The 19,415-nt window shown below is 57.9% G+C and carries 16 protein-coding genes and 1 pseudogene; 12 read left to right on the top strand and 5 right to left on the bottom strand.

The annotated features are described in order from the left end of the window. Positions 1 to 2: 2 nt before the first annotated feature. Complete coding sequence (locus tag IAE48_RS03935; protein WP_200133553.1) at positions 3 to 1,421, bottom strand: SrfA family protein; 1,419 nt, start codon at positions 1,419 to 1,421, stop codon at positions 3 to 5. A gap of 280 nt (positions 1,422 to 1,701) precedes the next feature. On the opposite strand from IAE48_RS03935, the gene IAE48_RS03930 reads away from it, so the two are divergent. Beyond that, a complete protein-coding gene (locus IAE48_RS03930) occupies positions 1,702 to 3,300 on the top strand; it encodes an ABC transporter substrate-binding protein (RefSeq protein WP_200133552.1) in 1,599 nt (532 codons plus the stop codon). A 9-nt stretch (positions 3,301 to 3,309) separates the two neighbouring features. Next, a complete protein-coding gene (locus IAE48_RS03925) occupies positions 3,310 to 3,543 on the top strand; it encodes a YdcY family protein (protein ID WP_023478778.1) in 234 nt (77 codons plus the stop codon). A gap of 45 nt (positions 3,544 to 3,588) precedes the next feature. Here IAE48_RS03925 and IAE48_RS03920 read toward each other — a convergent pair whose 3' ends face one another. Continuing rightward, positions 3,589 to 4,038, bottom strand: a complete 450-nt coding sequence (locus tag IAE48_RS03920) for a DMT family transporter (RefSeq protein WP_200133551.1) — start codon at positions 4,036 to 4,038, stop codon at positions 3,589 to 3,591. After that, positions 4,035 to 4,553: a GNAT family N-acetyltransferase gene (locus IAE48_RS03915; RefSeq protein ID WP_200133550.1), complete on the bottom strand. Its 519-nt coding sequence runs from the start codon at positions 4,551 to 4,553 to the stop codon at positions 4,035 to 4,037. The genes IAE48_RS03920 and IAE48_RS03915 overlap by 4 nt, the downstream gene beginning before the upstream one ends. Positions 4,554 to 4,590: 37 nt before the next feature. Here IAE48_RS03915 and IAE48_RS03910 point away from each other — a divergent pair, with 37 nt between their 5' ends. The 4 genes from IAE48_RS03910 (at position 4,591) to IAE48_RS03895 (ending at position 9,299) form a co-directional block, all read left to right on the top strand. Beyond that, positions 4,591 to 5,166 carry an XRE family transcriptional regulator gene (locus IAE48_RS03910; RefSeq protein WP_023478637.1) on the top strand — a complete coding sequence of 192 codons (576 nt, stop codon included), beginning with the start codon at positions 4,591 to 4,593 and terminating at the stop codon, positions 5,164 to 5,166. Positions 5,167 to 5,233: 67 nt separating this feature from the next. Continuing rightward, positions 5,234 to 6,271 carry an NADP-dependent oxidoreductase gene (locus IAE48_RS03905; protein ID WP_200133549.1) on the top strand — a complete coding sequence of 346 codons (1,038 nt, stop codon included), beginning with the start codon at positions 5,234 to 5,236 and terminating at the stop codon, positions 6,269 to 6,271. A 254-nt stretch (positions 6,272 to 6,525) separates the two neighbouring features. After that, positions 6,526 to 7,182, top strand: a complete 657-nt coding sequence (locus IAE48_RS03900) for a GntR family transcriptional regulator (protein ID WP_042716634.1) — start codon at positions 6,526 to 6,528, stop codon at positions 7,180 to 7,182. Between the two features lie 191 nt (positions 7,183 to 7,373). Then, positions 7,374 to 9,299, top strand: coding sequence for a methyl-accepting chemotaxis protein (locus IAE48_RS03895; protein ID WP_200133548.1), 1,926 nt, complete (start codon positions 7,374 to 7,376; stop codon positions 9,297 to 9,299). Between the two features lie 64 nt (positions 9,300 to 9,363). Here the strand turns inward: IAE48_RS03895 and pqqU are convergent, their stop codons facing one another. Then, positions 9,364 to 11,478: a TonB-dependent receptor PqqU gene (gene pqqU, locus IAE48_RS03890; protein ID WP_200133547.1), complete on the bottom strand. Its 2,115-nt coding sequence runs from the start codon at positions 11,476 to 11,478 to the stop codon at positions 9,364 to 9,366. A gap of 265 nt (positions 11,479 to 11,743) precedes the next feature. On the opposite strand from pqqU, the gene IAE48_RS03885 reads away from it, so the two are divergent. Next, complete coding sequence (locus IAE48_RS03885) at positions 11,744 to 12,805, top strand: YncE family protein (protein WP_200133546.1); 1,062 nt, start codon at positions 11,744 to 11,746, stop codon at positions 12,803 to 12,805. A 39-nt stretch (positions 12,806 to 12,844) separates the two neighbouring features. Here IAE48_RS03885 and IAE48_RS03880 read toward each other — a convergent pair whose 3' ends face one another. Further along, complete coding sequence (locus IAE48_RS03880) at positions 12,845 to 13,591, bottom strand: metallophosphoesterase (protein WP_200133545.1); 747 nt, start codon at positions 13,589 to 13,591, stop codon at positions 12,845 to 12,847. A 105-nt stretch (positions 13,592 to 13,696) separates the two neighbouring features. On the opposite strand from IAE48_RS03880, the gene bla reads away from it, so the two are divergent. The 5 genes and pseudogenes from bla (at position 13,697) to treY (ending at position 19,391) form a co-directional block, all read left to right on the top strand. Further along, positions 13,697 to 14,566, top strand: coding sequence for a class A beta-lactamase (bla, locus tag IAE48_RS03875; RefSeq protein WP_200133544.1), 870 nt, complete (start codon positions 13,697 to 13,699; stop codon positions 14,564 to 14,566). 56 nt (positions 14,567 to 14,622) lie between these two features. Next, entirely contained in the window at positions 14,623 to 14,787 is a 165-nt protein-coding gene (locus IAE48_RS03870; protein WP_200133543.1) for a hypothetical protein, read from the top strand. 48 nt (positions 14,788 to 14,835) lie between these two features. Next, positions 14,836 to 14,979 (top strand): annotated as a pseudogene (locus IAE48_RS03865) (formate dehydrogenase cytochrome b556 subunit); the annotation flags it as partial. Positions 14,980 to 15,096: 117 nt separating this feature from the next. After that, entirely contained in the window at positions 15,097 to 16,884 is a 1,788-nt protein-coding gene (gene treZ / locus IAE48_RS03860; RefSeq protein WP_200133542.1) for a malto-oligosyltrehalose trehalohydrolase, read from the top strand. A gap of 41 nt (positions 16,885 to 16,925) precedes the next feature. Continuing rightward, positions 16,926 to 19,391: a malto-oligosyltrehalose synthase gene (gene treY / locus IAE48_RS03855; protein ID WP_233631417.1), complete on the top strand. Its 2,466-nt coding sequence runs from the start codon at positions 16,926 to 16,928 to the stop codon at positions 19,389 to 19,391. Positions 19,392 to 19,415 lie beyond the last annotated feature (24 nt).

The following is a 19,415-nucleotide window of genomic DNA, read 5'->3' as shown; positions in this document are numbered from 1 at the left end:
AATCAATCACCTGTGTTTCTGAACGTCACCGGAACGGTGGTTTTTGCGTCAAAACGCGCGCTGCACTCCGCCACGTCGTTGGTGCCTGCTTTACAGGAAATATCCGGCATCGGGTAGCGCGTCCCGTCGCTGCAACGCGCATTACCGCGGCTCTTGATCAGCAACTCGCCCGTCTGATGCAGGCCGGAGAAGAGATCGGCGCGACAGGTGACGTTCTTGCCCATCACAATGCGGGCGCTGCCTTTATTATTCTGAATCTGATAACGCACGTTCGGCGCTTTGCCGGTGACCGGATCTTTAATATCCATCGCCAGTCGCCAGCTGCCGTTGAGGAATTTGGTCGAGCCCATTTTGACCTGCTGGGCATCCATCACCATTGCCCCTTTCGGGATTGGCATAATCACCACCGGCTCGTTTTCCGCCGGTTTCTCTGCCGGGGCTTTCTCTTCAGCCGGTAATACCGCGGCCTGGTGCAGCGGCAGGTTGGCGGAAAGCGCCGGGATCGGTTCTGCCTCAATCGGCTTCGGTGCAATGGCGACCGGTTTTGCCTGCTCGGCAACCGGCGCGGAAGCGGTTTCTGCCTTCTGCTGCTGTTGTTTGAGCACAACCGGCACGGCAACGGCGGCGGCGACAGCGGCCGCTATCGGCAGCAGCCACAGCGCGGTGCGGCGACGTTTTTTCGTTTTCGGTGCGGGCGCGGCAGCAGGTTCTTTTGCCGGAGCAGGCTCCTGATCGGCATCCTGCACCGCCTGATAGATCGGCGCGACATTCACTGGCTGCGGTTTAACCGGCGGCGGCGGGGTAGTTAAGAGCGGAGCATCGGCCTGGCTGAAGCTCGCTTCCGCTGCAGGTTCACTCTGCGCTTCTTTTTCCGGCTCTGGCTCAGGTTGCGGCTCGGGCTCCGGTTCCGGTTCGATCACAATCTCCGGCACTTCCGGCTCAGGCTCGTAGAGGCACTCAAGCACGTTTTCGCGCGCGCTTTCATTAAGATTGACGAAGCCCCAGAAGGTGATGACCGGTTTGCCATCAACGAGGAAAACATGGTTTTCGCCGGGGAATTGCAGCGCTTTTTCCAGCAGCGAACCGAAGAGTTGCTGGGCGGTTTTGGGCGACTGCATACATTTACGGCTCAGGGCGGCCGCGCTATCAAGCGTGCTTTCGAGGAAACGCAGGGCGCGGGCGCGCGCCTCCGGCTCAGCCGCTTTCCACGAGCGGGATTGACCGTCGATGGGCGAGTACCAGTCGACACGATCGCCTTCATCATTAACCTGCGGTATTGCCAGGCAATCCACTAACGCCTGCTGTTTACGCAGACGCAGCGCTTCCCGAATTTGTAGTGCCGAATCGAATACGGCCTGACCGCCGCCGCCAACGGCCTGGAAATCATCCAGATCGCCGCTGCGCAAGAGTGTTTTTGCCACGTTTTCATCCCATAGACTTCTTCACGCGTCTACTATACGCGTTCCCGTCGCCAGTAAAAGGCAGAGGAAAGCGCAAAACCATTGAATTCTCGACGCATTGAGCGCATCGAGACCTTATGACGGTCAAAATACGCCCTACAGTAAATTTTCTTATTAAGCATGGTGGATATTTCAGCAAAAACAACCGCTTTAGCATAACTTGATAGAGATTGGTTATTTGCCAGTTCGCCCGGCCTGTGCTGAGATTACCACTCCATATAAAAAAAGAAGGCTCCTGCACATGACCACAGGGAAAACACTGCTCGCGCTGGCGTTGAGCACACTCTTACCGGCAAGCGCCGCGTTTGCGGCTTCCAACGACACACTGATCTACTGCTCCGAAGCCTCCCCGGAGTCTTTCAACCCGCAGATTGCCAGCTCCGGCCCGTCGTTTGTCGCCAGCTCGCAGGTGCTCTATAACCGCCTTGTCACCTTCGATCCGGTGAAAAATATTCCGGTGCCGTCGCTGGCGACAGAGTGGAAAGTCTCCGACGATGGCAAAACCTGGACCTTTACGCTGCGCCAGGGCGTTAAATTCAACAGCAACAAATATTTCAAACCGACGCGCGACTTTAACGCCGATGACGTGATCTTCTCCGTCATGCGCCAGATGGATGCTAAACATCCGTACCACAACGTCTCAAAAGGCAACTACGAATACTTCACCGATGTCGGGCTGGATAAGCTGATTAAAGAGGTGAAGAAGGTCGATGATTACCACGTTCAGTTCGTGCTCAATGAACCGAACGCCGCCTTCCTTGCCGACTGGGGCATGGATTTTGCCTCGATTCTTTCGGCCGAGTATGCCGACGCGATGCTGAAAAAAGGCACGCCGGAAAATGTTGATAACTGGCCAATCGGAACCGGCCCCTACGCGTTGCAGCAGTACAAAACCGATGCGCTGATTCGCTATATCGCTAACCCGAACTACTGGGATGGCCCGGTGCCGACTAAGCACCTGATCTTCTCCATCACTCCGGATGTGCAGACGCGTCTGGCAAAACTGCAAACCAATGAGTGCCAGATTATTCCCGCCCCGGCACCGGTGCAGTTTGAGCAGATCAAAAAGAATAAAGATTTAACTCTGCATACTGTTGAAGCGCTGAACGTCGGCTATCTGGCGTTTAATACCGAGAAAAAACCGTTTGATAACGTGCTGGTGCGCCAGGCCCTGAACTACGCCACCGATAAAAAAGCGATTGTGAATGCGGTGTTCCTGGGCTCTGCCAGCGTGGCGAAATCGCCGCTGCCGCCAAATATGCTCGGCTACAACAAAGACCTGCCGGAGTACAGCTACGATCCGGAGAAAGCGAAAGCGCTGCTGAAACAGGCGGGGCTGGAGAAGGGCTTTGAAGCGACGCTCTGGTCAATGCCGGTGCAGCGCCCCTACAACCCGAACTCGCGCCGTATCGCCGAGATGATCCAGAGCGACTGGGCAAAAGTGGGCGTGAAAGCGAAGATTGTCTCCTACGAGTGGGGTGAGTATCTTTCCGGCATGCGTAAAGGCGAGCACGACACCGCGCTGTTTGGCTGGATGTCCGATAATGGCGATCCGGACAACTTCGCCGATACGCTGCTCGGCTGCGACAGCGTGAAGACCGGCTCCAACGCCGCGCGCTGGTGTGACAAGCCTTATGACGATCTGGTGAAAAAAGCGAAGCTGGTGAGCGATCCGGCCGAGCGTGCGAAACTTTACGGCCAGGCGCAGGAGATTTTCTATAAGCAGGCACCGTGGATCCCGCTGGCAAACGGCAAAACCTTCTACGCGACGCGCAGCAACGTCACCGGCTACAGCGTCAGCCTGATGGGCAGTGATTTTTCCAAAGCGAAGCTCAATTAAGGAGAGCGTATGTCACATCTTGATGAGGTTACCGCCCGCGTCGACGCCGCCATTGCTGACGGGGCAATTATCGGCATGAACGAGCTGCTGGTTATCCTGAGCGATGATGGCGAACTGAGCCGCGAAGCGCGTTACGAGCAGCAGCAGCGCCTGCGTAACGCCATCGCCCATCATGGACGCCAGCATAAAGAGGATGCGGAAGCGCGGCGCGAGCAGCTCACCAAAGGTGGCGAGATTCTCTGACAGTGCACTGACAAAACGGGCCAAATGGCCCGTTTTTTTTATTCTTCAAAACTGCCGCCGGGCGACCAGCCAGGCGCCGATCACCAGTAACACCGCGCCGCACACCGGGCCAATCAATGCCCGCAGCGCCACGCCTTCGCTCTTCACCACATCCATCACCAGTCCGCCAATAAGCTGGCTGGCGATCAGCACGGCGATAGTGGTCGCCGCGCCGACGTTTTGATAGCCGCTGATGCTGGCGAAAACAAAAAAGGAGCCGAGCAGGCCGGGGATCAGCGTCCACCATTTGACGCTGCCAACCAGCTCCTGAAAACCGCCGACGCCCTGTTTGATCAAAAGAATAGAGACAAACAGCACAATGCCGACCAGCGAGTTGAGCAGCATGGCGATCAGAATGGTGGAGGAGGACTGGGTAATGCGCACCATCAGCGTGTTCTGGATAACCAGCCCAATACCGGCGGCAACCAGAAAAGCGAGGGTCAGCGACTGGTTCATACCGCCGCGTCCGGATCGCTGCGGTTATCGAGCTGAAGCTGCATAAAGGTGAGATCCAGCCAGCGGCCAAACTTGGTGCCGACCTGCGGCATCTGCCCGGTAATGGTAAAGCCGAGCTTCTGGTGCAGATGAATCGACCCCTGATTTTGCGCTTCGATGCCGGCAACCATCACATGTTTACCGATGCGCTTCGCTTCCTCAATCAGCCGCGCCATCAGCGCCAGGCCAAGGCCTTTGCCCTGGTGTTCCGGATGGACATAGACCGAGTGTTCAACCGTGTGGCGAAAGCCGTCGAACGCGCGCCAGTCGCCGAAGGAGGCGTAGCCCGTGACAACGCCATTTTCTTCGCTCACAATCACCGGATAGCCGAGCAGGGCGCGCGCCTCAAACCACGCAATGCGGTTATCGGCATCTACCGTTTGATCATTCCAGATCGCCGCCGTATTGATCACGGCGTGGTTATAAATAGCGGCAATCGCCGCGCAATCCTCTTTCACGGCATAACGAATCGACATGGTTGAACCCCTGATCTGTACACTATAGTATGACGTTATGAATACTATCTCAGACAATATAAATCAACGGATCAGTGCACGAATTCGCCTCGAGCGCGAGTCGCGCGGCTGGTCGCTGACGGAGCTCGCGGAACGCGCGGGCGTGTCGCGGGCGATGATCCACAAAATCGAGCGGGCAGAGAGCAGCCCAACGGCAACGCTGCTGGCGCGCATCTGCGGCGCGTTTGCCATCAGTATGTCGACGTTGATTGCCCGCGCCGAGATGCAGGAGGGCAAACTGCTGCGCTTCGCCAGCCAGCCGGTGTGGCGCGATCCGCAAACCCACTATCTGCGCCGCCATGTCTCGCCGCGCAGCGACCTGCCGATCGATCTGGTGCAGATTGAGCTGCCGCCCGGCAGCGATATCCCGATGCCTGCCTCCTCTTATGCGCTGGCACGCCAGCTTATCTGGTTACAGGAAGGCAGCCTGGTGTTTCTCGAAGGCGAAACGCGCCATGAGATGCAGCCTGGGGATTGTCTGGAATTGGGCCCGCCGAACGACTGCCGATTTATCAACGAAACCCTTGCGCCGTGCCGCTATCTGGTGGTGCGCCTCAATCATGCCGCCACGTAATGCCAACGCGCGGGCGGCGTTAACCGTCTACTATCATTAGTCAGTCCATACTGCACAGGAGAGCAAAATGAACCAACATTCACACCGCAACCGCCGCTGGGTACTGGCTTCGCGTCCGCATGGCGCGCCAACCACAGAGAATTTCCGGCTGGAGGAGGATGAGGTCGCCTCACCGGGCGAAGGCCAGGTGCTGCTGCGCACGGTCTATCTCTCTCTCGATCCCTATATGCGCGGACGCATGAGCGACGCGCCATCCTACTCGCCGCCGGTAAAAATCGGTGAAGTGATGTGCGGCGGTACCGTCAGCCGCGTCGTCAAATCGCAACACCCGGACTTCGCCGAGGGCGACTGGGTTCTCGCCGGCAGCGGCTGGCAGGATTACGACATCGCCAGCGGCGATGATCTGGTGAAACTCGATAGCAACATTCCGCACCCCTCCTGGGCGCTGGGTATTCTTGGCATGCCGGGCTTTACCGCCTATATGGGCTTGCTGGATATCGGCCAACCGAAAGAGGGCGAAACGCTGGTCGTCGCCGCAGCAACCGGGCCGGTTGGCGCAACGGTTGGTCAGATTGGCAAAATTAAAGGCTGTCGCGTGGTAGGTGTTGCGGGCGGCAGCGAGAAGTGTCGCCATGCCGTGGAGGTGCTCGGTTTTGATGAGTGTATCGATCACCATGCCGACGATTTTAGCGACCGTCTGGCGAAGGCCTGCCCGCAGGGCATCGATATTTACTATGAGAACGTCGGCGGCAAAGTATTCGATGCCGTGCTGCCGTTATTAAATACCTCGGCGCGCATTCCGCTCTGTGGTCTGGTGAGTGGTTATAACGCCACCGACCTTCCGGAAGGCCCGGATCGCGTTCCATTATTAATGGCGACGATTCTGAAGAAGCGTATTCGGTTGCAGGGGTTTATTATCATGCAGGATTATGGTCACCGGCTGCATGAATTCCAGCAGGAGATGGCAAGCTGGCTGAAACAGGATCGCATTCATTACCGCGAGCAGGTAACGGAGGGTCTTGAGCAGGCGCCAGAGGCGTTTATCGGCTTACTGGAAGGGAAAAACTTCGGTAAAGTTGTGGTAAAAATAGCCTCAGAAAACTAAATAAAAAAATGGCGGTAAAAACCGCCATTTTAAATTGGGCATTTCTGTGAAAAACAGCTTTAATTATACATGCATAAGGAATTGTTGACCTTGTGGAGGCAGTTCCTGGTGGTCGTGCATAATAAATAACTTTTTGTTCTAACTTTACGCAATCATCCAATACCAGGCATGCACTTATAAAATATATCTTTAGGCATAACCATATGGACACGCTACCAGGCTGAGAAAATAAAGAATTTATACAGGATGCAAACATGCTTGATTTGGAGAAAGCGCAGCGAACGAGTCTCACCATGCAGGTCGAGGCAAGTTTAAAGAGTGCGCTTATTGTCGGAGCCCTGAGACCCGGCGCCCGGCTTATCACGAAGGAAATCGCCGATCAGCTGGGTACGAGCATTACACCGGTTCGTGAAGCGTTACTGCGATTGGTTTCCGCAGGCGCGCTGCACGCCACACCGGCGCAGGCTTTTCTCGTGCCGGAGGTCAGTGCGGAACGCTATAACGAAATAAATCAGATTCGTAAAAACCTCGAAGGCATGGCCGCGCGAGCCGCCAGCCAGAACATGACCAGCGATAAGCTGCGTGAGCTGCGCACGCTGGCAATTAATGTTGATGAAGCGATGAAAAGCGGCAACACCGAGCAGGCGTTACAGGCCAACCGCGTGTTTCGTTTTAGCGTTTATGCCCACGCTGGCATGCCGACGCTCAGCGCTTTAATTGAGCAGCTATGGGTGCGTATTGGCCCTTGCTATAACTACTTATATCCATCATCTGAACACCTGATGCGCGTACAGCATTATCACGACCTGCTCTGTGCATTAGAAGAGGGTGATGCTTTTGCCAGTGAGCGCGCCGTCTGGCGAGCAATTGACGAAGGCTCAACTATCGTGCACAGACAGTTTGAACGCTAAGTGATAATTCACTGACTCGATAATTCATGAAAAATATTGATGCACCCCGGTAATAATTTGCGAATGGGGCGCATCAATATCACACTTTTAATCTATAACCTCCCCGCAACCTGAATCTGCTTATTTTCCTGCCGATAACTTGTCGCGTGCGCAGTCGGGCACTCACTATGGACGTTAGACAAGGGGAAAAAATGTCAATTAGCCAACGGGTAAGCAATATAAAAATTAGTCGAAAGCTGTCGGTCGGATTCGGTGTGGTTCTTTTTCTGGTCGCGTTTGCCACCATTCTCAGCGTGCTGCGTTTTAAAGAAATTCGCGACGTCTATGTAAAAACAAATTTGATGTACAACATCAATATTGAAGTATTCCAGGCAAAAATTAACCGCCTTAAATACTTTTATGGCGATGATAAATCAGGCCAGGTGATGGCGAACTATGTCCGTCACGCCTCCGAACTGACCGCCAGCGCCGACGCGCTCAGCTGGTCAAGCAACGAACGTAAAATCATTGATGATGTCGCCCGCAATTTAGCAATTTTTCAGGCCAGCATTGGCGAGATGCAAAAAGCGACCGGCGATCTGCGCGCGCTGCGTGAAAGCCTCGATAAACTGAGCACGGAAGATCTCTCCGCTCGCTATACCACGCTGGTACGTACCCCGGTGGCCGACCCGGCGGTGATGGCACAAATCTATGAGCAGCTCTTTGCCATCAGCGGCGTGCGCGATGCGGCGCTGGTTGTGCGCTACAGCCCGGATGCAGCCACGCGCGATCGCCTTGAGCAGCAGTTCGCCGCCACAGCAAGTAGCGTGCAGGCGCTGAACAGCCAGTTGACGGGCGAACTGCAAGCCCCGTTACAGGCCATCTGGGACAACACCGTCAGCTATCGCACCCAGGCGCTGAATTACTTTACCGCCTGGCAGGCGCTGAAAGCGGCGGAAGATAAAGTCAAAGTGGGCGGCGACGCCAGCAGCGCCTCACTGCGCGACATTATCGCGCTGGTGAAAGCGCATAACGAAGAGCTGGCCTACACCTCCAGTTCAATTGCCGCCATTACCGGCGCGATTGCCATTCTGCTCGGCATGCTGGTCTCCTGGTGGGTGATTCGTCAGATCACCCGGCCAGTGCACCGCAACCTGGCGCTGGCGGAACGCATTGCCAGCGGCGATCTGAGCTCACAAATCCGCGCGCAAAGCCGCGACGAGCTGGGGCAGTTAACCGGCGCGATGGGGCGGATGAATGACCGGCTGCGCGATATGATCCATGAAGTACGCAACAGCGTTACGCAGCTCTCCCGCGCGGCAACCGAGATTGCCGATGGCAACACCGATCTCTCCTCCCGCACTGAACAGCAGGCCGCCGCCGTAGTGCAAACCGCCGCCAGCATGGAGCAGTTAACGGCCACGGTGAAAAACAACGCCGATAATGCGCGCAACGCCAGCAGCCTGGCCGCGCAGGCGTCGAAAACGGCCAGCGAAGGCGGCACGGTAATGCGCCAGGTGGTGGATACCATGGGCGATATCAACACCAGTTCTAACAAAATTGCCGACATTACCGCGGTGATTAACAGCATTGCCTTTCAGACCAATATTCTGGCGCTGAACGCGGCGGTGGAAGCGGCAAGGGCGGGCGAGCAGGGGCGCGGTTTTGCGGTGGTTGCCGGTGAAGTCCGCAGCTTGTCCCAGCGCAGTTCGCAGGCGGCGAAAGATATTGAACAGCTGATCAACGAATCGGTTTCGCGCATTAATATTGGCAGCAAACTGGTGGTCAAAGCGGGCGAGACGATGGATCAGGTGGTGCAGTCCGTCACGCGCGTCAACAATATTATGGGCGAGATCTCCTCCGCTTCCGAAGAGCAGAGCCGCGGCATTGAGCAGATTGCCCGCGCGGTTGGCGAACTTGACAGCACCACCCAGCAGAACGCCTCACTGGTGAGCGAGTCCTCTTCCGCCGCGGGTTCGCTGGAGGAGCAGGCGCGCCTGCTGGAAGAGCTGGTTGCCGCCTTCCGCCTCGCCAGCGATGAGGCAAAACCGGCGAAGATTAAGGGCGGTAAAAGCACGCTTGTGCCGCCGAAACCGCGTACAGCGGCGCTCGCTGAAGAGGGCTGGACCACATTTTAATGGCCTGAAGCGATAAAAAAGCCCGGCGCATGATGGCCGGGCTTTTTATTGCCTGCGGTGTGGCTTAGTTAAACTGGTAGGCCACCGATAAGCCAACGCCGTAGTTACGCCCCGGAGCCGGTTCGTAGTAACGGTTATTGGATTCGTTGACGATCACCGACCCGACATAGTTACGGTCGAAGAGGTTATCGACGCGGCCAAAGAGATCCATCATCCAGTTGCCGTAGTTGAACTTATACCCGGTATTCAGCCCGGCGACGGTGTAGGAGGGGGCTTTGGCGCTGTTCTCATCATTAGCCATGATGTTGCTCATATAACGCACGTCCGCGCCAGCATACCAGCCTTCCTCCGGCATCCAGCCCAGTGAAGCAAAGCCCATATTGCGCGCGATGCCCGGAATGCGGTTGCCTTCGCAGGACGCGTCACCACACACTTCGCTGCGGTAGGTTGCGTCCAGCCAGGTCCAGGCCGCTTTCGCGCGCCAGTTCCCGGCGAACTGCTGATCGACAGAGAGTTCGACACCCTGGCGCCGCGTTTTCCCGGCGTTTTTATAGCTGGTGCGTCCGCCGCTGCTGCTGTCGGCAACAATTTCATTATCAGTATCGGTGCGGAACAGCGCCGCGGTCAGCAGACCGTTACCGATGCGGGTTTTGCTGCCGATCTCCAGCGTGTCGTTGGTGGCTGGTTTCAGCGCGAAGTTCAGCCCGCTCTGATCGCCGGAGCGGTAGGAGAGTTCGTTGATGGTCGGCGTTTCGAAACCGCGTCCGGCAGCGGTGTAGATATTCCACGCCGGGGTGACAGCGTATTTCAGCGAGGCGGCCGGGAGCCACTTGTGGTAGCTCGCATCACCGCTGTCATCGCCATTCTGCGCGGTCACATAGTGATCGTTGGAGTCAAACCAGACCGAGCTGTAGCGCACGCCCGCATCCAGCGACAGTTTTTCAGTAAGCTGCCAGGCGGTTTGCAGATAGGGGTCGACGTTCCACATCAGGTTGCGCTCGTTACGGCGCAGGTTGCCTTTCTGCCCATACTCCGGTGTGGTGCCATTCATGATGAAGTTTTCATAGCCTTTACGCTCTTCACTCATGTTTTCGTAGTTCAGACCGGCGGTGAAGGTCATCGGCACGCCCAGTTCGCCTTTGTGCGTCCAGCGCGTATCGATGCCCTGATAGTGGCGGCTCAGATTGATCACCCCGCCAGCGTGGGTCGGTTTGAGCTGCGGCGCGCGGGGAATCGACTGATACTGTGTGGTTTCACGCTCACCGGCATACATCATCACGCTCAGGTCGTCGCGCTCGCTCAGTTGACGCTCATAACGCAGGCCCGCCTGGGTCTGCTTGATGGTTTTGCGCGTGTGAAACGCATCAGCGCGCGGCGACTGGCGCGGATTGGCCCGCCACTCTTCGCGGCTCAGCCCGCCCGCATCGTCCGCTTTAATATCAACGCTGTTAAAGATGAGGTTCAGCTTGCTGGCGTCATCGATGCGCACGCCCAGCTTGGCGTTAGCCAGATTTTTGCGCGCACCGCTGCGGTCGCGATAGCCGTGGGTAACAAAACGGGTGGTCGAGGCGGTGTAATCCACATCGCCCGCGTGGGTGCCGTCGCCCATGGCGCCGGTGGCTTTCATACCATAGCGCCAGCTGCCAAAGCTGCCGTAATAGCTGCTCGCTTCCACGGTGGCGGGTTCGCGCCCGGTCTGCGTCGTCACGTTCATCACGCCGCCGGAGGCATTACCGTAGAGGGCAGAGAAGGGGCCGCGCAGCACATCAATATGCTCGACGCTATTGAGATCGATATTCGAGGTCTGCCCCTGGCCATCCGGCATGGTGGCAGGAATACCATCGACATAGAGGCGAATGCCGCGCACGCCATAGGTGGAACGCGAGCCAAACCCGCGAATGGAGAGTTGCAGATCCTGGGCGTAGTTCTGTCGGTTCTGCACCTGCAACCCCGGCACGCTGCCCATTGATTCAGAGAGGTTCACGCGCGGCGCGGCCTGGCGAATATCATCGCCCTGAACCACGCTGACCGCAGCGGGGCTATCAAGCTCCGAGACCGCCTGCGGCGCAGCGCTGACGATAATGGTTTGTTCACCAGAGGCCGCCCAGGCGGAGGTAGAGAGTGCAACAGGCAGCAGCAAAACGGGCAGCGTGACCTTTGTAACTGAAATGATTTTCATGACGGAACCGAGTTGAAAGAGGAGCAAAAAAAGAAAAATGCGGCAACATGTTAATGGATATGTAAATTATTTGAAAATGTTGAACGCACGTTAGGTTAAGAATGAGTCTATATGGCGGCAGGAAATTTGCCGTGATCAACGATTAAGACTCCACTTTACGAACATAAATGATTACTATTCTCACCTACAACAATAAGCGAAACCGCAGTTTCGTGCACTGGATGCTTGTGAATAGGTAATCATAATTTCAACAAAGGGAGTCGTTATGTCTTTAGCTCATTTTTCTCCGTCGCGCCTGCACCGCGCGCTGTTCCTCGGTTCGTTGCTGCTGGCAGGCTCATTCAGCGCCCACGCAGCCGAAGAGATGCTGCGCAAAGCGGTCGGTAAGGGCGCGTATGAGATGGCCGTCAGCCAGCAGGAGAACGCCTTATGGGTTGCCACCTCGCAGAGCCGCAAAACCGATAAAGGCGGTGTGATCTACCGCCTCGATCCCGCCAATCTGGATATCACCCAGGCCATTCACAGCGATGTGAAACCCTTTGGCGCGGCGATCAACCAGCAGACGCAGACGCTCTGGTTCGGCAATACCGTGAATGGCTCTGTCACTGCCGTCGATGCAAAAACCGGTGATATCAAAGGCCGCGTAGTGCTTGATGGGCGTAAACGTTCCGACACCGTGCGTCCGCTTAGCCCACGAGAACTGGTGGTAGATGACACCACCAATACGCTTTACGTGACCGGCGTGGGTAAAGAGAGCGCCATCTGGGTGGTCGACGGCGCAGCGATGACGCTGAAAAGCACAATTGCGAACACCGGCACATACAGCACCGGGCTCGCGCTTGATGCCGCCGCGAAACGTCTTTACAGCACCAACGGTGATGGCGAACTGCTGACCATTGATACCGCCACTAACAAGATTATTGACCGCAAGAAGTTGCAGGATGACGGGAAAGAGCACTTCTACCTTAACCTGAGCCTTGATACCGCCGGTCACCGCGCCTTTATCACCGACTCGAAAGCGGCGGAAGTGCTGGTTGTTGATACCCGCTCCGGCAAGGTGATGCAACGCGTCGCCGCCCCGGAATCGCTGGCGGTGCTGTTTAACCCGGCGCGCAACGAAGTCTATGTCACGCACCGCGAGGCGGGCAAAGTGAGCGTTATCGACGCGAAGAGCTACAAGGTCGTGAAGAGTTTCGACACGCCGACGCACCCGAACAGCCTCGCGCTGTCGCCGGATGGCAAAACGCTCTACGTCAGCGTAAAACAGGCGTCGAGCCGCGAAAAAGAGGCCACCCAGCCGGACGATATCATCCGTATTGCGCTGTAACAACCACAGGCAACAAGCTCCCTGCGGGGAGCTTTTTTTTCACCGATCCTCAACCGTTTCTACGCCGATAAAATTGCTGACCCGACCCTGCGGGCCGATGTCGTGAAGCATCAGGGAGACGGGATCGGTAATCGGCGGCACGTTTTTCTCATCCAGCAGCAGCGGATTTGCCGGGCAGATTGAGCCGCAACAGTAGGCGGCCACACCGGCGAAGGTCGATGCCATCGCGCGGTGCACATGCCCGCAGCAGATCGCCAGCGGCGGGTGCGGCAGGCGGTTAATCAGCGCCGTCAGCGCCTCACCACCTTCGCACATTGCCGTATCCAGCGGCGCAATACCGCTCGGGAAGAGGTGCTGATGCAAAAAGAGCATTGCCGGGTGCGCCACCTCGCGCAAAGCCTGCTCCAGCCACGGCAGATGGGGGGTAATATCGCCGCCGCTCTTCCCGGCAACCGTCACATCGACGCCAATCAGCGAAATCCCTTCAACCGTTTCATTGAAATGCAGCGGTTCTTCAGCGGAGTATGCCGCCAGCTGCGGCATCATCGCGCACATCACCGTTTTATCATCGGCGTTACCCGCCAGCAGCAGGGTGCGGCAGGGCAAACGGCTAAGCTGTGCGGCGATATCGCGATACCCCTCAGCCCAGCCATCATCTGCCAGATCGCCGCTTACCACCACGATATCGGGCGGGAAGGCGAGAAGCCACGCAATGGCGGCACGTAGGCGGGCGAGGTTGTCATTATCCGCTGCGGCGTGAATATCGCTAAGTTGAGCAATGCGCATCGTGTCCCCGGATGAAATGAGTTTTCACTCAGCAGTATGGCAGCGCTGCGCCATCAGGCATAATCCGGCAGATATAATATTCACCGCTTAACAAGGATTATCGCTATGCATCTGCCTGCTAAATCATTTCTCGCGCTGCTCCTGCTCGGCGCGTCAGCCGCCAATGCCGCCACCATCGATGCGGCAACCCTCACCGCCATTGCCCGTTTGCAGGAGGAGAAGCTGCACGCGCGCATCGGTATCGCGGTGATCGACACCGCCTCGGGTAAGAGCGTCAGCTACCGCGGAGATGAACGTTTTCCGCTCAACAGTACCCATAAAGCGCTGCTCTGCGGCGCGCTGCTCAGTAAGGTGGATCGGGGCGAGTTCGCCCTTAGTGACACCACGCAGTTCAGTAAAGAGACACTGGTGGACTATTCACCGGTAACCAGCAAATTTGTCGCGCCAAAAAGCATGAGCTGGCAGCAGGTGTGCAGCGCCGCGATTGAATACAGCGATAATACCGCCGCTAATCTGGTGGCGCAGAAACTGGGCGGCCCGCAGAAGGTCACCGCCTTGCTTGCCGGTTTAGGTGACAACGTCACGCGAATGGATCGTAAAGAGCCGGAGCTTAACAGCGCCGTGCCCGGCGATCTGCAGGACACCACCACGCCGCTCGCCGTTAGCCACACGCTGGAGAAACTGACGCTCGGCGACGCGCTCAAACCCGAAAGCCGTGCGCAGCTGGTGCATTGGATGAAGGATGACAAAGTTGCCGATGCGCTGCTGCGCGCGTCGCTGCCGTCCGGCTGGAAAATCGGTGATAAGACCGGCGCAGGCGCCTACGGTTCGCGCTCAATTATCAGCGTGGTGTGGCCGAAAAAAGGGCAGCCAATAATCGTGTCTGTCTATATCACGCAAACAGAAGCGACGCTGGCGCAAAGTAACGATGCCATTGCACGCATTGGCAAAAGCATATTTGAGGCAACGCGCTAAATAAACGGGCAGGGATAAAACCGGCTTAAGTTGAATTTTATCTCTGCCTCGACAAGATGAACGACGGCCCGTTCCCGGAACATGACGACCCCATCAAATTGCCGATTGGCACCAACCCGCTGCACCCGCAAGTTGCTTCCTGCCCGGCGGCAAGGATCTTTGCCAGTGACCGAAACAACATGGGCAACGCGGAAACATTGCCCTATGTCGCCACCACCTAGTCGATAACCAAGCTGTTCCGCCACTGGACGATGATGCTCGCCTTTTTCCTCATGCATATCTACATGGCCTTCTGGGTGAAAGGCTCGATCACCGGGATGATTGAGGGGAGAGTGAGCCGCCGCTGGGCTAAAAAGCACCATCCGCGCTGGTATCGTGAGGTCGAAGCGCAGGAGGACAAGCAGAGACAATAACCGCCATCGCCTGGTATACAGCGCTGTACCGGGCGACGTACACCTCCGACCTGCGCCCATCGGGTTGCCAATTATCGTCTATGATTGTTCATCGTGGCATCGTGGAGAGGTAATTGCATGGCGACCAAAACGTTTTCAAAAACATGGGGTGCAGAGCGACTGGCCGACGGCGCGGTTCGCTTCCGTTTATGGGCCACCGGTCAGCAGAGCGTAACGCTACGTCTTGACGGGCAAGAGAAGCCGATGACGCGCAGCGAAGAGGGGTGGTTTGAAACCACCGTCTCCCGCGTGAATGCAGGCGCGCAGTATCAATTTGTCCTCGCCGACGGTATGGCGATCCCCGATCCCGCCTCGCGCGGCCAGCTGGCAGAGGTTAACGGCCCGTCGCTGGTTGTCGATCCGGAAAGCTATCAGTGGCAACACGCTGACTGGCAGGGCCGCCCGTGGGAAGAGGCGGTGGTTTACGAATTACACATTGGCACCTTTACGCCGCAGGGCACTTTTCAGGCGGCGATCGAAAAATTACCCTATCTCGCCGAGCTTGGCGTCACCATGGTTGAGGTGATGCCGGTCTCGCAATTTGGCGGCACCCGCGGCTGGGGCTATGACGGCGTGCTGCTCTATGCGCCGCACTCCGCCTACGGCACGCCGGACGATTTCAAAGCTTTTGTTGACGCTGCCCACGGCTACGGCCTGTCGGTGGTGCTCGATATCGTGCTTAACCACTTTGGGCCGGAGGGCAACTACCTGCCGCTGCTGTCGCCCGATTTCTTCCACAAAGAGCGCCAGACGCCGTGGGGCGCGGGCATCGCGTATGACGTTGACGCCGCGCGCGCCTATATTAGCGAAGCGCCGCTCTACTGGCTGCATGAGTACAACCTCGATGGCCTGCGTTTCGACGCCATCGACCAGATTGAGGACACCAACGAGCCGCATATCCTGGTCGAGATCGCCAAACGCATTCGCCAGGAGATCACCGACCGCCCCATCCATCTCACCACCGAAGACAGCCGCAATATCGTCTCGCTGCATCCGCGCGATGAATCCGGTACCGCCACGCTCTTTACCGGCGAGTGGAACGACGATTTCCACAACGCGGCACACGTCTTCGCCACCGGCGAGACCCATGCTTATTACGAAGATTTTGCCGACAGCCCGGAAAAATGGGTGGCGCGTGTGCTGGCAGAAGGCTTTGCCTACCAGGGCGAAGTGTCGCAGCACGCGGGCGAACCGCGCGGCGTTGACAGCACCCAGCAGCCGCCGGTGGCGTTTGTCGACTTTATCCAGAACCATGACCAGGTGGGCAACCGCGCGCAGGGCGATCGCCTGATCTCATTAGCCGGAGCCGATCGCACCCGCGTGATGCTCGCAACGCTGCTGCTGTCGCCGCATATTCCGCTGCTGTTTATGGGCGAAGAGTATGGCGAAACCAACCCGTTCCTCTTCTTTACCGATTTCCACGGCGATCTGGCAAAAGCGGTGCGCGAAGGGCGCACACGCGAATTTGAAGGCCACGCCGGGCATGAAGGGGAAGATGTGCCCGATCCGAACGATCCGGAAACCTTTACCCGCTCCCAGCTCGACTGGACGCGTCCGCACAGCGTGGAAGGGCAGCGCTGGCTGGCGTTCAGCCGTGAACTGCTCGCCCTGCGCCAGCAGCACATTGTGCCGCTATTACGCGGCGCAACCCGCCAGAAGGGGGAGATTATTGCCACCGCGCCCGGTTTTATCGCCGTGCGCTGGGCGCTGCCGCAGGGCACGCTCTCGATGGCGCTGAATATCGGTACGGCCAGCCAGCCGCTACCGGAACTGCCAGGCGAAACGCTTTTTGCCTGGCCTGAGGCGGGTGCCGAACTGGCGCAGAATGCCATTATTGTTCGTTTATCGCAGGGAGAAGCCGAGTGAGCACGCCAACCGCAACCTACCGCCTGCAGTTTCGTAACGGCATGACCTTTGAGCGCGCCGTGGCGCTGGTGCCCTATATCAAAAAGCTGGGCATCAGCCACCTTTACGCTTCACCGATTTTTACCGCCACTTCCGGCTCCACGCACGGCTATGACGTCACCGACGCTAACGAGATCGACCCGACCCTTGGCGGTCGGGAAGGGTTCGACAAGCTGGCGCAGGCGCTGAAAGCCGCCGGGCTGGGGCTAATCATTGATATCGTGCCAAACCATATGGCCGCCTCGCTGGAGAACGCCTGGTGGCGCGATGTGATCGCTAAAGGCGAAAAGAGCCCATGGGCGCGCCATTTTGATATCGACTGGTCGCGCCGCCTGACGCTGCCGTTCCTCGGCGAGGATTTTGACGCCGTGGTGGAGAAGGGCGAGCTGAAAGTGGAAGCCGACCCGCAAACCGGTAAACCGGCATTTGTCTATTACGAGAGCGTCTACCCGCTGGTGGAAGCGAGCTGGCAGGGGCGCGAGCAGGAAGTTCTTGGCCTGACCGATGCGGCGAAAATCGCTGAACTGCACGCGCAGCAGCCCTGGCGGCTGATGAGCTGGCGCGATGCGGCAAGCGATCTCTCCTATCGCCGCTTTTTTGAAATCACCGGGCTGGTCGGCATGCGCGTGGAAGATGATCAGGTGTTTGACGACACCCACAAACTGATCCTCGAACTGGTGCACAGCGGCGCAGTCGATGGCCTGCGCGTCGATCACGTCGACGGCCTTGCCGACCCGCGCGGTTACCTGATGCGCCTGCGGCAGAAAGCGGGCGATGAGTGCCATATCACCGTTGAGAAGATCCTCGGTAAGGGTGAGCATCTGCCCGACGACTGGCCGGTTTCCGGCACCACCGGGTATGAGTTTATCGCTGCGCTCTCCGATGTGCTGGTTGATGATGAGAATCTCGACGGCCTGCGCGAGGCTTACGATCAGGTGGTCGGCAAACCAGTCGACATGAAAGCGGAGCTGCGCTCGGCGAAGCTGCTGATGGTCGATCGTAACTTTGCCGGTGAGTTCAGCGTGCTGCTGCGACTTGCCGGTGAGATCGCCGGGCATGAAGCCTCTGCACCCGCTGAAGAGGCGTTGCGCCAGGCATTGCGCGAGCTGCTGATCGCCTTCCCGGTCTATCGCACCTACGGCACAGCGCAGGGTCTGCCGCCCGCCGACCTGGCACTGCTGCAAAAAGTAGTTTCGAAAGTGAAGGCCAGCAGCTTTGCCCCGGAGCCAACCGCGCTCGACTTTATTACCCGTATTCTGACCGGCGATCTGCCTGACAGCGCGCGTGAAGAGGCTGCCCGTTTCCGCACCCGCTTCCAGCAACTGACCGGGCCGCTGATGGCCAAATCGGTGGAAGATACGCTCTTCTTCCGTCAGAACATGGATCTCGCCCTCAACGAAGTGGGTGCCGAGCCGTTACGCCGTAACTTTTCCCTTGCCCGTTTCCATCAGGAGATGCAGACACGGCTTGAGAAACAGCCCGATGCGCTCTCTGGCACCTCAACTCATGACACCAAGCGCGGCGAAGATGCCCGCGCCAGGCTCTACACCCTGACGGAAGCGCCCGCGCGCTGGGCCGAGTGCGTGACCCGCTGGCGGGAAATGAATAAAGATAAAGTGAGCATGCTGGAGGATGGCCCCGCGCCGCGTCCGGCGGTGGCGTGGATGATCTACCAGGCGCTGGCCGGTGTCTGGCCGGTAACGTTGCAGCCTGACGATGCCGAAGGGCTGAAAGCGCTGGAGGGGCGTTTTGTTGAGTTTGTCGAGAAGGCGCTGCGCGAAGCGAAGCAGCGTACCGACTGGGTCGACAGCAACGATGCCTATGAAAGCGCGGTGCTGGACTACGTTCGCCACCTGCTTTCGCCGGATAATCAGCCATTTTTACAGGATTTCACCACATCTTTACTGCCATTTATCCGCGCCGGGCTGGTGAATAGCCTGACCCAGACGCTGATCAAACTGGCCGCGCCGGGTGTACCGGATATCTACCAGGGCAGCGAAGCGCTCAATTTCAGCCTCGTTGACCCGGACAACCGCCTGGAGCCGGACTACCCGGAACTGGAGCGCCTGCTCGATGCCCAGGAGCACGCCGACCCGCGTTTGCAGGAGGGGTGGTCGAGCGGTCAGCTGAAGCAATCCTTTATCGCGCGCCTGCTGCACCTGCGTCAGGAGAAACCTGCGCTGTTCCGCCACGGTGAGTATCTGCCGCTGAACGCTGACGGCGAGCAGGCAGATAATGTCATCGCTTTCGCGCGTGTTGATGAGGACGACGCGCTGATTGTGCTGGCACCGCGCCTGCTGTTTGGCGCGCTGGATGGCAGCCTGAACGGCGCGGTGATCCCGTTACCGGAGCGGCTGGCGCATCGCCATTACCGGGATATGCTTAGCGGAGAGGATGTGTTGCTCAACGATCGCGTCAATTTGCGGTCGATTGGCGGTTTTACGTTTGCAGTACTGGTCAGCGCATAAAACGACTTTATGCGACTGGTTGGG

The organism is Kosakonia sp. S57, assembly GCF_016516575.1.
Taxonomy (GTDB): Bacteria; Pseudomonadota; Gammaproteobacteria; order Enterobacterales; family Enterobacteriaceae; genus Kosakonia; species Kosakonia cowanii.
This window is presented reverse-complemented; position numbering and strand designations above follow the sequence as displayed.